The organism is Hydrogenophaga sp. (assembly GCF_050250835.1).
GTDB lineage: Bacteria > Pseudomonadota > Gammaproteobacteria > Burkholderiales > Burkholderiaceae_C > Hydrogenophaga.
Genome location: NZ_JBFWNX010000006.1, coordinates 114,285 through 126,957, shown reverse-complemented (window position 1 = coordinate 126,957; position 12,673 = coordinate 114,285). Strand labels below are relative to the sequence as shown.

Sequence of the window (12,673 nt, the reverse complement as noted above, 5' to 3'; positions counted from 1 at the left end):
CCCGAAAATGCGGGGCCTGTTGTCAGCGGGCGCTGACTTACTTGGGCATGATCACGCTATCAATCACGTGGATCACGCCGTTGTCGGTCGCGATGTCGGTCTTGACCACGTTGGCGGCGTCCACCTTCACGCCGCCCATGGTGGCCACGGTGATCGAACTTCCCTGCACAGTCTTGACCATGCCGGCTTTCACGTCTGCCGCCATGACCTTGCCCGGCACCACGTGGTAGGTCAGCACCTTGGTCAGTGCGGCTTTGTCCTTCAGCAGGGCATCCAGCTGGGCCTTGGGGATCTTGGCAAAGGCTTCATCCGTGGGTGCGAACACCGTGAACGGGCCCGGACCTTTGAGCGTGTCGACCAGGCCGGCGGCCTGAACCGCCGCGACCAGGGTCTTGAAGGAGCCGGCCGCCACGGCCGTGTCGACGATGTCGGCGGCCTGCGCTGAGCCGAGTGCACCGAAGGCCAGCAGAGATGCGATGAGGGTCTTTTTCATGGTGAGGTCCTTGGAAAGGTTGGAGGGAGACAAGGGAAGAACGCGGGCAAAAAAACGCGGAGTGCGTTTCTGTGTGCATCCTATACTCACACGGGAAAAAAGATACTGATTAGTCTGTAACATAACTTTTCGGTAGGGATATCGACGGCTTCGTCAATATCGGGCAGAATCCGAGGCCTACCAAAAGGTTGTCCATGACCAGCGCAGTCCAAAAATCCACCGCCGAAACGCCCCAGAAACGCAGCTTCCGCCAGCAGATGCACCTGGCACGCGAGGACGCGATCATTTCGGCGGTGAATCGCCTGTTGGCCGAAAAGGGCTTTGACGCGATGACGGTGGACGAAGTGGCGGCCGAAGTCGGCATCGCCAAAGCCAGCCTCTACAAGCATTTCCCCAGCAAGGAAGACCTCGCGGCGGCGGCCATGGTGCGCGTGATGGACCGTGCCCGTGCGTTTCTCGACAGCCTGCAGGGCGGCAACGCGCAGGCCAGCCCTATGGATCAATTGCGCGCAGTGGCTCGGTGGACGATGGAGGTGCAACTGGCCGGTGAGATGCCATCGCTGCCAAGTGAAAACTCCAGCCTGCGCGCATCGCTTACGACGAACAAGGCCTATGTGGACGGGCTCATGGATGTGAGCGACCGGCTTGGCGCATGGATCACCGCAGCCCAGGCCGACGGCAGCCTGAACAACGCGCTGCCACCCATTGCTGTGCTCTACACCCTTTATGCGCGGGCCTGCGATCCGGTGCTCGGTTTCCTCAAGAGCCACGGCCAGTACAGCAGCGAGCAGATCATCGACATGGTGCTCGGCACCTGCTTCGAAGGCCTTCGGTCGCGCTGACCGAAGTGCGAAGTGCTTTAGCGCACCAGCAGGACCGGCACGCCGCAGTGTGCAAGCACCTGCGTGGCCACCGAGCCCATCACCAGGTTGCCCAACGACCCGTGGCCATGGGAGCCCATCATCAGCATGTCAAACTTGCCTGCATCGGCGACCTTGGCAATCAGCTCGCCAGGCGAGCCGATCTTGTGCAACACCTTGGCATCAATGCCGTGGCGCTTGAGGAACTTCACCGTGGGTGAGGTGACCTTCCCGGCTTCGTCGGCGTAGTACTCGTTGGCCACGTCGGCGCCCACCGCCGCACGCGCACGCGGGGGAAGCGGCGGCTGCACCGTGAGCAACGTGAAGTCGTTGGTCGGGCCGAAAAGCTCGTCGTGCGTGGCCAGATAGGCCAGCATCTTCTTGGTGTAGGTGCTGCCGTCGACAGCGAGCAGAATCTTCATGAAGGTCTCCTGGTCAAGATGGGTCAAGGCTCAGTGTAAGACCTGAGTAGCGATGGACTTTGCGCTGGCTCAAGGGAATGCTTGGTGGCCGGGGCAGGCACCTGGATCAACTGGCGCGGGACGAAGCCCGCCTGCTCGTTCTTGTCGCTGTAGCCCAGCGGATTGGCCACGATGCGGCACGGCCCGACCTGGACGTCCGTAGGGCAGTGCAGATGGCCATGCAACCAGAGATCGGCGCGCGGCAGCCAGGTGTCCAGCGCATTGCAGAACCCCGCTGTGCCAGGGCTCGGGCCGTAGCGGGGATCCATGCTGTGCAGCGTGGGAGCGAAATGCGTGACCACCACCGTCGCACCGTCGAAGTGCTCCGCGAGAGCAGCGCGCAGCCAGCGCTGGCAATCCAGCGCCAGTTCGCGCATGGCCTCGGCATCAAACAGGCGTCCGTTGCGCTGACCTGCCATCTTGGTCAGGTAGTGATTGGCCACGCGGAAGGCCTTCTGGCGATCGCCGAGCACGTCGTAGTCGCTCCACAGCGTGGTGCCCACGAACCTCACGCCCTCCATCACCAGCGTCTCGCGCTCCAGCCAGTGCAATCCGAGGCGCTCGCAGGCCGCCCGCAAGTCGCCGTGCGCTTGGTCCACGTCGAGCGCATCGTACTCATGGTTGCCCGGCACGAACAGCACTGGCACCGGCCAGTGAGCGAAACGGCGCAAGCCCCAGTCCGGCTCCTCCATGGCGGTGCCGTCGCGGCGCATCTGGTAGGACCCCACATCGCCCGCGAGCACGAGCAGATCGGCGCCCGGGGCATGTTCAGGAACGAAATCGGGGTTGGCCTCGAGGTGCAGGTCGCTGAGCAACTGGATGTTCATGCGGGCATTGTCGATCAGGGTTTCGAGGCAGGGCGCCTGCGGGAGCGCTTCGCTGCAGGCGCGTCGTTGGGCCTGGTGGCCCGAAACCCGATGGCCGACGCCCGCTCCACCGTCTGGCGCAGCCAGCGGTGCGCACCGTTGTGCGTGGCGTTGCGGTGCCACAGGGCATCCACGTGAACGGCAGGCACGGCCAGGGGCAGTTCGCACATGGCCAGCTCTTCCTCCATGCCGGTGGCGCCCACGAAGTGGCGCGGTAGCACGGTCAGCAAATCGGTGTTGGCCACCACCCGCCCGGCGGTGAAGAACTGATTCACCGTCAGCACCACCCTGCGCTGGCGCGACAAGGCAGCCAGGGCCTCATCCACAAAACCGAAGGGGCGACCCGAAAAACTCACCAGCAGGTGGCGCGCCGCACAGTAGGTGTCCAGGCTGATGGCCTGACCCGCCAGGGGATGGCCGCGCCGCATGACCACCACGTACTCGCCGTCGTAGAGCCGCTGATGAAGGAAGTGTGGGTTGCGTTCTTGCAGATGCAGGGCGCCCAGCTCTGCCAGCACACCCGGGAAGTGGCCGATGGCGAGGTCAGCCAGACCGGATTCGAGCATCTCCCGCGGGTCGCGCGTGGTCAGCGGTAGCACACGCAGGTTGGCCCCTGGCGCATCGCTTTCAAAAATGTCCATGAGGCCGGGCACGAGCTTGGCGGCCGTGGCGTCGGCCATGGCCAGCACGAAGGCGTTGCGCGCGCTGCCCGGCTCGAAGGTGCCCGGTGCCAGTGACTCACGCAACAGATGCAACGCATCGCGCACGGTGGGCCACAGCGCCAGCGCGGCCGGCGTTGGCTCTACGCCATATCCGGCGCGATGCACCAGCTCGTCGCCCACCACCACGCGCAGTCGGCGCAGGGCGTTGCTCACCGCAGGCTGGGTCATGGCGAGGTTGTGCGCCGCTCGTGTGAGGTTCCGCTCGGCCATCACCTCGTCGAACACGCGCAGCAGGTTGAGGTCGAGCGTGCGAAAGTTGAGGTTATTTATCACCCTTGTGAATGTAAGTCATCACAAGAATAAATTGGCAAGAAATTGGGGTTTACCCTAGTATTGCGTTGTCCAAAAGACGTTTTGCCCTTTTCAGGAGTTCGCCATGAGCAGTTTCGCATCCACCCATTCCTCCCCTCTGGGGCTGAGCGCCGCAGCCGGTTCGGCGCGCAACGAAGCAAGCAGCCGCTTCGCGGGTACGCGCGGCCTGGCAGGCCTTCTGCTTGCCGCAATGGTCGCAGGCATGGTCGTGCTGGCCGATCAACTGATCAACACCTGGGCCGACGAGCACCTCTTCCTGGCGTGGGTGCTGCTGTGGGTGGTGGTGTTTGCGGGACTGGCGCTGTTCGCCGGAGCCGCCCGCTCCATGGCCCGTCGCGCTGGCGTCCATCTCGACAGTTGGTCGCAGTCGTTGGCCGAGGCCCGCGCAGAGATGCGCATGTGGGAACTGGCCCGCCGCGATCCTCGCCTGATGAGCGAACTGACGCTGGCCCGCTCGCGTGCCGACGCCGCCGAGGACGAACTGGTGGGCACTGGCCACACGGATTTCAGCGAAGCGCTGGCACCGCTGGGGATGGACCTGGCGGCGAAGGCACCTGCCGATGAAGGCTCGACCTGGGACCGTTGGGTCGAGTTCCGCACCCGCCAGGCGATGCTGCACCGCTTCATCTGAGCATCGAGCCGCTCCCAGAAAAAAGCCACCGCATGCGGTGGCTTTTTCATGGGTGCGTGGTGGTTCAGGCGGCCAGGCGTTTTTCGATCTGCGCCTTGGTGTCCTGCAGTTCGCGTGGCAGGTGGTGGGCGAGCTGGGCGAACAGCTCGCTGTGCAGCTCCAGTTCCTTGGTCCAGGCAGCCCGGTCGATGTGGGTCACCGTGCGGTACTGGTCGACTGAGAAGTCCAGGCCGTTCCACTGGATGTCTTCATAACGCGGGCTCACGCCGAACGCATGCTCGACGCCTTGTTGCGCATGGCCTTCCAGGCGGTCGATCATCCACTTGAGCACGCGCATGTTTTCGCCAAAGCCGGGCCAGACGAATTTGCCGGTCTCGTCCTTGCGGAACCAGTTCACGCAGAAGATGCCGGGCAGCTTCGCACCCTGGCTGGCCAGACGATTGCCCAGATTCAGCCAGTGCTGGAAGTAGTCGCTCATGTTGTAGCCTGTGAACGGCAGCATGGCGAACGGGTCGCGGCGCACCACGCCTTGCGCACCGAACGCAGCGGCCGTCGTCTCCGATCCCATGGTGGCGGCCATGTAGACGCCTTCGGTCCAGTTGCGAGCCTCCGTCACCAGCGGCACGGTGGTGGAGCGGCGACCGCCGAAGATGAAGGCGTCGATCGGCACGCCGGCCGGATCGTCCCAGGCCGGGTCGAGCGCCGGGTTGTTGGTGGCGGCCACGGTGAAGCGCGCATTCGGGTGCGCGGCCTTGGCGCCGGTTTCCTTGGCGATCTGCGGCGTCCAGTCCTTGCCCTGCCAGTCGATCGCGTGCGCCGGGGCCTCGCTCATGCCTTCCCACCAGACGTCGCCGTCGTCGGTCAGCGCCACGTTGGTGAAGATCACGTCGCGGTCCAGGCTGGCCATGCAGTTGGGGTTGGTCAGCGTGTTGGTGCCGGGGGCCACGCCGAAGTAGCCTGCCTCAGGGTTGATGGCATAGAGCCGGCCATCGGCGTGGGGCTTGATCCATGCGATGTCGTCACCGATGGTGGTGACTTTCCAGCCCTCGAAGCCCTTGGGGGGGATCAGCATCGCGAAGTTGGTCTTGCCGCAGGCGCTGGGAAACGCCGCTGCCACGTGGTACTTCCGGCCCTCGGGGTTGGTCACGCCCAGGATCAGCATGTGTTCGGCGAGCCAGCCTTGCTGGCGGCCCATGTTGGATGCGATGCGCAGGGCGAAGCACTTCTTGCCCAACAGCGCGTTGCCACCGTAGCCCGAGCCATAGCTCCAGATCTCGCGCGTCTCGGGGTAATGGACGATGTACTTGGTGGTCGGGTTGCAGGGCCACGCGGTCTGGTCGGTCACGCCTGCGGCCAAAGGTGCGCCCACGGTGTGCACGCAGGGCACGAACTCGCCGTCGGTGCCCAGCACGTCGAACACCGCCTTGCCCATGCGCGTCATGAGCTTCATGTTCACCGCCACGTAGGCGCTGTCAGAGAGCTCCACTCCGATGTGGGCGATCGGGCTGCCCAGCGGGCCCATGCTGAAGGGGATCACATACATCGTGCGACCGCGCATGCAGCCGTCGAACAGCGGCTGCAGCGTGGCACGCATCTCGGCCGGGGCTTTCCAGTTGTTCGTCGGGCCGGCATCTTCCTGCTTTTCCGAGCAGATGAAGGTGCGGTCTTCCACGCGGGCCACATCCGAGGGGTCGGAGCAGGCCAGGAAGCTGTTGGGCCGCTTGACCGGGTTCAGGCGCTTCATGGTGCCTGCGTCCACCAGTTGCTGGCACAGGCGCGCGTACTCCTCGTCGCTGCCGTCGCACCAGACGATGTGCGCGGGCTTGCACAGTGCGGCCATGTCGGCCACCCAGGCGACCAGCCGGGCGTTCTTCACATGGGCGGGAGTGTTGAGGGTCAGGCCCTGCATCACGGGAGAGTTCATGGATGGGCTCCAGAAGTTTGTAAAGCGGCGAGCCCTCAAGACACCGACAGCCGCCTCGTCGCGGGGGGTGACGGGGCGGCTGTCTCGGAAATCCCGGGGCAAAATTCTGCGGTCGGCGCCTGGCTGCGGTGCGGGTGGCGCATGCAGCGGAAGAGACAAAAACCCGGGTTGGTGAACCCGGATCTTGATCGGCGTGTCGGCCAATGGGTCAATTTTATGAAAGTGCCCGGACGGTTACGAACCCGTTACATGCAAAACCCGCATAACGTGATGCATTAAACGGTTTGCGCGCTCGACGGACGGTTGGGCGTGCCGCCCGAGCATGAAAAAGGCCGGAAACCCTGTCGGGAGTCCGGCCCTGGCGCGACAGCGCCGCGGCGTAGTGTTCAGGCCATGTAGATGGCGATGAAGGCCAGCAGAAACATCAGCACCGCACCGGCCACGGGCAGCACGACGGGCATGTAGGGAACGATGGACTCCACCAGATCCTGGGGCTGGTCGCTGGGGTTGTGGTGGTCGTGGTGAGACATCGTGCGCTCCGTCGGTGGTTTCAAAACTTCCGGGATTTTAAGGGAACTGATTCACAGCAAGGCGTAGGTCGTGCTCGCCCGGCACACGCTCTTGCCATCGTTCGCGCCACAGATGTCGATCTCGCCGAACACCAGGCTCTTGCCCGCACGCACCACGCGCGCGGTGATGCGCGCGTCCTGGCCAGAGAGCGGCTTGAGGAAGCTGGTGTTGAGCTGCACCGTGGTCATGGGCCGTTCCGCGCCAAGCTGGGTGACGATGGCCAGCACCATGGCGGTGTCTGCCGCTGACATCATGGCCTGACCACACAACATGCCGCCGACGCGCGACAGCTGGTCGTTGCGGGGCAGGCGAAGGGTCACCTCCCCCTCGGCGAACGACTCGACTTGCAGGCCCAAGGCCTGGATCCAGGGGGCAAACCAGTCGGCCAGCAGCCCCTGGAGGGAATCAACGCTGGTCATTCGCTCACTCGCCGCGCCGGAATCGGGCCAGCCAGTGGTCCATCAGCTTGCCGGCTGCTTCGCGCCCGCCGAGCCCAAAGGACAGCGCCACCGCCACGGCCACCGCCCCGAGGGTGAGCCCGAAGGCCAGGTTGACGATGTCGTCGGCGATGCCCATGGCCCGCAGGCCCATGGCGATCACCAGCGCGAGGATGGCGTAGCGGCCGATGCGCGCCAGGCCTTTGGTGCCGGCGCCGCTGGCGCGGTCGATGGCCTCGTAGGCCACGTTGGCCAGCCAGAACCCGATCACCAGGATCGCCGAACCGAGCAGGATGTCGCCGCCGAAGCGGATGAAGCTGGCCACGATGTCGCTGACCTGCGAGAAGCCAAGCTGCGAGGCCGCCTCCACGGTGGCGAACAGCATGGCGAAGAACAGCGCGACGCGCCCGACCACGGCGGAAGCGCTGGTGCGCTCGAAAGCGTGCGCCATCTGGATGCGCGCGGGCAGGGCGTCGAAGCCCAGTGCGGCCAGCAACGTGGCCAGCAACTGGCTGGCGAACGAAGCGACCAGCCAGGTGATCACCAGGATGAGCGTCGCGGCAATGAGATTGGGCACGGCTTGCATCAGGGTGTGCAGCATGTCGGTGGCGGGCCGCGAGATGGCCTCGACCCGGAGCGCGTCCAGCGCGGCAATGAGCGAGGGCAGGAAGACCGCCACAAAGACGAGCAGCCCGATCACGCGAGAGAGTCGAACCGACTCGGCCAGCCCGGCGCGACTGACGAGCTTGTCCACACCGGCCGTGTGGCTCAGGTGGGTGGTGAGGTTGCGCAGCACGGTGGCCAGGATCCAGCCGACGCCACCAATGATCAATGCAGCCACCGCGTTGGGCAGCATGTCCAGGGCTTTGGTGACCATGGCGCGCAAGGGTTCGAGCAGGCCTTCGAGCTGGAGCGCGCCCAGGATGGCGGGCACGAAGAGCAGGATCACCAGCCAGAACAGCGCGCCCGAGAGACTCTCGCCGATGGGCGCCATGTTTGCGTGCTCTGAGAGCTTTTCATCCAGCGTGGTCTTGTCCAGCAGCTTTTGCGAGACGGCGCGCACCACGCTCGCCACGAGCCAGCCCACCAGCGCGAGCACCAGGCCACCCAGCAGACGCGGCGCGTATTCAAACAGCTGTGTGGTGAAGGCCGAGAACGGGCCGGAGACCAGTGCCAGGTTCAACGAATTGAACACCGCCACCAGGGTGAGAAGAATGACCAGCCAGAACAGCGCCAGTGCCACCGCGCCCTCGATGTCCACGCCCGTGCCGGTGAGTTTTCCGAAGCGGTGGTTCACGCCAATGAAGCCCAGCGTCTTGCGTGTTGCTGCGCGCACCAGCACCGCAATCAACCAGCCAAGGATGAAGATGGCCAGCGCACCGAGCAACTGCGGTATGTGGGTGCCGAGTGCGCTTTGCAGCGAATCCCACAGGGCATTGGTATTCATGGTGCGGCCTCCTTGGTGTGGTTGCAAAAGGGTCATGATGTCAGAGCGCGGCGCGGCGCGTCAACCCGATGGATGGCGAACGGAGCTTCAGAGCAGCGATGCCTCAAAGCCCGCTTCCCGCAGGCGCTCGATCACCTGTCCCACATGCTCGCGCCCGCGCGTCTGCAGCACCAGTTCGATGGCGACGTTCTGCGCCGCCAGCAGGGTGAACGCGCGCTGGTGGTGCACTTCGTCGATGTTGGCGCCCGCGTCGGCCACGGTGGCGGTGATGCGCGCCAGGTTGCCCGGCACATCGCGCGCGTTCACCTGAATGCGCGCCAGCCGTCCGGCTCGCACCATGCCGCGTTCGATGATGGAAGCCAGCAGCATCGGGTCGATGTTGCCGCCGCACAGCACCAGGCCCACGCGCTTGCCAGCAAAACGCCTGGGGTGCTTGAGCAACGCGGCGAGGCCGGCGGCGCCAGCGCCTTCCACCAGCGTCTTTTCGATCTCCAGCAACATCACGATGGCCTGTTCGATGTCGCCTTCATCGACCAGCACCATGTCGTCGACCAGTCTGCGGATGATCGCCTGCGTGATCTCGCCCGGGGTGCCCACCGCAATGCCCTCGGCGATGGTGCTGCTGCCCTGCGCCAGGTGCGTACCCTTGATGGCGTTGTACATGGCGGGAAAGCGCTCCGTCTGCACGCCCACCACCTCGATACCCGGGCGGATCGCCTTGGCCGCCGTTGCCATGCCGGAGATCAGACCACCGCCGCCCACCGCCACCACCAGCGTGTCCAGGTCGGGTTGGGCGCGCAGCATCTCCAGCGCCACGGTGCCCTGGCCGGCCACGATGGCGGCGTCGTCGTAGGGGTGCACGAATACCAGGCCTTGCCGCTCGGCCAGCTCGCGCGCGTGGGTGCGCGCTGCTTCAAGGGTGTCGCCGTGCAGCACGACCTCGGCGCCGAAGCCACGCGTGCGCTCCACCTTGACGCCCGGTGTGAAACGCGGCATGACGATCACCGCCCGCAGACCCAGCCTTTGGGCGTGGTAGGCCACACCTTGTGCGTGGTTGCCTGCGCTCATGGCGATCACACCGCGAGCCCGTTCGTCGGCGTCGAGCTGCGCGAGTTTGTTGCAGGCGCCGCGTTCCTTGAACGAGGCGGTGTACTGGAGGTTTTCGAATTTGAGGAAAACCTGGCAGCCGGTGAGCTGAGAGAGTGTGCGGGATTCCACACAAGGCGTGTCCAGAATCTGACCCGCCAGGCGGTCGGCTGCCGCTTCAATATCGCTTCGTTGCACTTGGGTGTCCGTTGGTGGCTGCATGGCGCGATTGTGAACGCGCACCGGACGCCCGGTGCCTTCGTAAAGCCCTACAGATTCATCAAACACGCATCATCAGTCACTTCCATGATTGATCAAGCTGGGTTATGGTCCCACCGACTGCCAGCCCGGGCACGGCATGGTGTCGCTGGAAAGGATGTCTTGGAGGTGTCTGTATGAACAAGCGATCGTTGCCGCCACCGGCCGCTGCGACCCGCTCCGTGCACGACGCGCGAGAGGGGCGCTCGGCCTTCGCGGGCGAAGGCCGCGTGTTCGTGCCGCACGGCCTGCGTCAGGCCCCGGTGCTCGATCTCATGTGCTCGCATTTCGTCCTCACCCTGGCCGCACGCCAGGGGCCGCGATTCAACGTGCGGCGCGACCTCAATACCCTGCTGTCGCTTGCCGGCCGTCACCTGGTCTGGCCGCACACCGTGCTCTCGCGCCTGCGCGAATTCCTGGAGCGCCGCTGCAAGGACAACGAACTCTGGCTGGGGCACGACCGCCTGGCCACCAACGCCTTCATGGAACGCTATGGCGTGTGGCGCGGCCCCTACGAAGAAGGCACGCTGTTCTTTTACCTGGATGAATACGCCAAGGAATCGCCCAAAGACCTGCTGTCGGTGCTGGCCGTCACTGGCGAGTGGCTCAGCCAGACGCTCAAGAAGCAGTCCACCCTGGTGGAGAAAAATATCGACGCCCTGGCCGGCCTGCTGCAGCTCAACCGGGCCGAGCGCGCGCTGCTGCTCTATGGCACCCTGGCGCGCTACCAGCGCGACCTGCGCTCGATCCTGGTGGAGTTCAAGGTCAACAACGCGCCCGAGGCCTACGCGGCCATTGCCGATGTGGCGGGTGTGAAAGCCAGCGAGGTCGGCGAGGCCTTGCGTGCCGGCTCGCGGCTGGAGCGCATCGGCATGGTGGAGAACCTCATCTCCGAGCACAACATCACCGACCTGGCCGACCTCATGAAGGTGAGCGAGAAACTGCCGCCAGTGCTCATGCGCGAGTACCGCACGCAGAGCGAGCTCATGGCCGTGTTCACGCGCCCGGCGGCACGCTCTTCCCTGAATGAAAAGGATTTCGACTACGTGGGCGAAGACGTTCGCCTGCTCTGCGGGTTGCTGCGCGAAGCGGTGGCGCGCAAGGAGCCGGGCGTGAACGTGCTGCTCTATGGCCCGCCGGGTACCGGCAAGACCGAGCTGGCGCGCGTGGTGGCGCAGGCGGCCGGGCTGGAGCTGTTCGAGGTGGAATACGCAGACCGCGATGGCAACGCGCTTTCCGGCCGCGACCGCTACCGCTCCCTGCAGATCGCCCAGGTGTTTCTGAAGGGCACCGCGCATTCGGCGCTGTTGTTCGACGAGGTGGAGGACGTGTTCCCGCCCATCTCCAGCGAAGCCGCCCAGATCATGGCACGCGCCGAGCACGTGGCTGCGTCCCACACCAGCAGCGTGAGCGGCAAAGCCTGGGTCAACCAGATCCTGGAAACCAACGCCGTGCCCACGCTCTGGGTAACCAACCGCATTGAGCAGATCGACCCCGCGTTCCGCCGCCGCTTCGCCTACCACCTTGAACTCAAGAGCCCGCCGCCCGGTGCGCGCGAGCAACTGGTGCGCAAGACGCTGGAAGACGCGCCCGTATCGGATGCGCTGGTGGCGCGCCTCACCGAGCGCAAGGGCCTCACGCCTGCCCAGATCCGCACCGCCTTGCGCTTTGCCCAGCTCGCCGCCAGTCCGGCCCGGCCTGCCACACGGCGCCGCAGCAAAGCGGTCGACGCGCCCGCGCCAGTGCTCGACGCCCTGATCGAGCGCCAGCTCAAGAACGCCGACCTCGCCTTGGGGCGCAAGCCCGATCTGGTGCAGCGCCCCAGCCCCACGCAGTACAGCCTGGACATGCTCAACGTCGAGTCGCGCCACGAGCTGCCGCGCATCATCGCCGCGCTCAAGGCGCGAGGGCACGGTTGTCTGTGCTTCCACGGCGCGCCCGGCACCGGCAAGACGGCTTTGGCCGAGCACCTGGCGCAGCAACTCGAACGCCCGCTCATGATCCGGCGCGCCAGCGACCTGGTGAGCAAGTTCGTGGGCGAGACCGAGCAACAGATGGCGGCGATGTTCCGCGAGGCCGAAGCCGAAAAGGCGGTGCTTCTGCTCGACGAGGCCGACAGCTTCTTGCAGGACCGGCGCGGCGCGCAGCGCACCTACGAAGTGACGGAAGTCAACGAGATGCTGCAGGGCATGGAACGCTTCGCCGGCATCTTCGTCTGCACCACGAACCTGATGGACAGCATCGACCAGGCGGCGCTGCGGCGATTCACCTTCAAGATCCGCTTCAAGCCGCTCACGGCGACACAGCGGGAAACGATGTTCGTGGTGGAAGCGCTCGGCGGTGATGCGTCGCGGCTGGAGTCTTCACTGGCCACGCGCCTTGCGAAGCTCGATCAGCTTTGCCCTGGCGATTTCGCCGCCGTGAAGCGGCAGGTGGAGATCCTCGCGGAGGCTCTGGAGCCCGAGGAATTCATCGCCCAGCTCGAAGCCGAGCACCGCATCAAGCCGGAAGTGCGTGAAGCCCGCAACATGGGCTTTACTTGAGACGCGAGGAGTGAAGTGTCTTCGTCAAGAATGCCGCGGAACCGGCTTTGCCGGGCCGCAGGC

Annotated in this window: 12 protein-coding genes; 3 read left to right on the top strand and 9 right to left on the bottom strand. The window is 65.3% G+C overall.

The genetic code is table 11. The features are described from left to right. Positions 1-37: 37 nt before the first annotated feature. Positions 38-493 carry a fasciclin domain-containing protein gene (locus tag AB7F11_RS10080; RefSeq protein WP_428291707.1) on the bottom strand — a complete coding sequence of 152 codons (456 nt, stop codon included), beginning with the start codon at positions 491-493 and terminating at the stop codon, positions 38-40. 194 nt (positions 494-687) lie between these two features. On the opposite strand from AB7F11_RS10080, the gene AB7F11_RS10075 reads away from it, so the two are divergent. After that, complete coding sequence (locus AB7F11_RS10075) at positions 688-1,335, top strand: TetR/AcrR family transcriptional regulator (protein WP_428291706.1); 648 nt, start codon at positions 688-690, stop codon at positions 1,333-1,335. A 17-nt stretch (positions 1,336-1,352) separates the two neighbouring features. Here AB7F11_RS10075 and AB7F11_RS10070 read toward each other — a convergent pair whose 3' ends face one another. Genes AB7F11_RS10070 through AB7F11_RS10060 form a run of 3 tightly spaced genes read right to left on the bottom strand, consistent with a single transcriptional unit; the run spans position 1,353 to position 3,672 of the window. After that, positions 1,353-1,775 (bottom strand): universal stress protein, encoded by a 423-nt coding sequence (locus AB7F11_RS10070; protein ID WP_428291705.1) that lies wholly within the window; start codon positions 1,773-1,775, stop codon positions 1,353-1,355. Positions 1,776-1,798: 23 nt separating this feature from the next. Further along, complete coding sequence (locus AB7F11_RS10065) at positions 1,799-2,641, bottom strand: metallophosphoesterase (protein WP_428291704.1); 843 nt, start codon at positions 2,639-2,641, stop codon at positions 1,799-1,801. 14 nt (positions 2,642-2,655) lie between these two features. Next, positions 2,656-3,672 (bottom strand): LysR family transcriptional regulator, encoded by a 1,017-nt coding sequence (locus AB7F11_RS10060; RefSeq protein ID WP_428291711.1) that lies wholly within the window; start codon positions 3,670-3,672, stop codon positions 2,656-2,658. Between the two features lie 106 nt (positions 3,673-3,778). On the opposite strand from AB7F11_RS10060, the gene AB7F11_RS10055 reads away from it, so the two are divergent. Further along, the gene (locus tag AB7F11_RS10055; protein WP_428299977.1) at positions 3,779-4,345 is read left to right on the top strand and encodes a hypothetical protein; all 567 of its coding nucleotides are present in this window, start codon (positions 3,779-3,781) and stop codon (positions 4,343-4,345) included. A gap of 64 nt (positions 4,346-4,409) precedes the next feature. On the opposite strand, the gene AB7F11_RS10050 is transcribed toward AB7F11_RS10055, so the two are convergent. From AB7F11_RS10050 to AB7F11_RS10030, 5 genes are all read right to left on the bottom strand, one after another. Then, positions 4,410-6,269, bottom strand: a complete 1,860-nt coding sequence (locus AB7F11_RS10050; RefSeq protein WP_428290747.1) for a phosphoenolpyruvate carboxykinase (GTP) — start codon at positions 6,267-6,269, stop codon at positions 4,410-4,412. Positions 6,270-6,655: 386 nt separating this feature from the next. After that, positions 6,656-6,799 carry a hypothetical protein gene (locus AB7F11_RS10045; protein WP_428290746.1) on the bottom strand — a complete coding sequence of 48 codons (144 nt, stop codon included), beginning with the start codon at positions 6,797-6,799 and terminating at the stop codon, positions 6,656-6,658. Between the two features lie 51 nt (positions 6,800-6,850). Next, positions 6,851-7,258 (bottom strand): PaaI family thioesterase, encoded by a 408-nt coding sequence (locus AB7F11_RS10040; protein WP_428290745.1) that lies wholly within the window; start codon positions 7,256-7,258, stop codon positions 6,851-6,853. A gap of 4 nt (positions 7,259-7,262) precedes the next feature. After that, positions 7,263-8,723, bottom strand: coding sequence for a mechanosensitive ion channel (locus AB7F11_RS10035; protein ID WP_428299978.1), 1,461 nt, complete (start codon positions 8,721-8,723; stop codon positions 7,263-7,265). 87 nt (positions 8,724-8,810) lie between these two features. Continuing rightward, positions 8,811-10,031: a threonine ammonia-lyase gene (locus AB7F11_RS10030; RefSeq protein WP_428290743.1), complete on the bottom strand. Its 1,221-nt coding sequence runs from the start codon at positions 10,029-10,031 to the stop codon at positions 8,811-8,813. 311 nt (positions 10,032-10,342) lie between these two features. Between AB7F11_RS10030 and AB7F11_RS10025 the strand changes: the two genes are divergently transcribed. Continuing rightward, positions 10,343-12,610: an ATP-binding protein gene (locus AB7F11_RS10025; RefSeq protein ID WP_428290750.1), complete on the top strand. Its 2,268-nt coding sequence runs from the start codon at positions 10,343-10,345 to the stop codon at positions 12,608-12,610. Positions 12,611-12,673: the final 63 nt, after the last annotated feature.

Excerpts from the sequence above, each read along its gene's own strand:
- AB7F11_RS10080 (WP_428291707.1), bottom strand. The coding sequence starts at position 493 with ATGAAAAAGACCCTCATCGCATCTCTGCTGGCCTTCGGTGCACTCGGC.
- AB7F11_RS10075 (WP_428291706.1), top strand. The coding sequence starts at position 688 with ATGACCAGCGCAGTCCAAAAATCCACCGCCGAAACGCCCCAGAAACGC.
- AB7F11_RS10070 (WP_428291705.1), bottom strand. The coding sequence starts at position 1,775 with ATGAAGATTCTGCTCGCTGTCGACGGCAGCACCTACACCAAGAAGATG.
- AB7F11_RS10065 (WP_428291704.1), bottom strand. The coding sequence starts at position 2,641 with ATGAACATCCAGTTGCTCAGCGACCTGCACCTCGAGGCCAACCCCGAT.
- AB7F11_RS10055 (WP_428299977.1), top strand. The coding sequence starts at position 3,779 with ATGAGCAGTTTCGCATCCACCCATTCCTCCCCTCTGGGGCTGAGCGCC.
- AB7F11_RS10050 (WP_428290747.1), bottom strand. The coding sequence starts at position 6,269 with ATGAACTCTCCCGTGATGCAGGGCCTGACCCTCAACACTCCCGCCCAT.
- AB7F11_RS10045 (WP_428290746.1), bottom strand. The coding sequence starts at position 6,799 with ATGTCTCACCACGACCACCACAACCCCAGCGACCAGCCCCAGGATCTG.
- AB7F11_RS10040 (WP_428290745.1), bottom strand. The coding sequence starts at position 7,258 with ATGACCAGCGTTGATTCCCTCCAGGGGCTGCTGGCCGACTGGTTTGCC.
- AB7F11_RS10035 (WP_428299978.1), bottom strand. The coding sequence starts at position 8,723 with ATGAATACCAATGCCCTGTGGGATTCGCTGCAAAGCGCACTCGGCACC.
- AB7F11_RS10030 (WP_428290743.1), bottom strand. The coding sequence starts at position 10,031 with ATGCAGCCACCAACGGACACCCAAGTGCAACGAAGCGATATTGAAGCG.
- AB7F11_RS10025 (WP_428290750.1), top strand. The coding sequence starts at position 10,343 with ATGTGCTCGCATTTCGTCCTCACCCTGGCCGCACGCCAGGGGCCGCGA.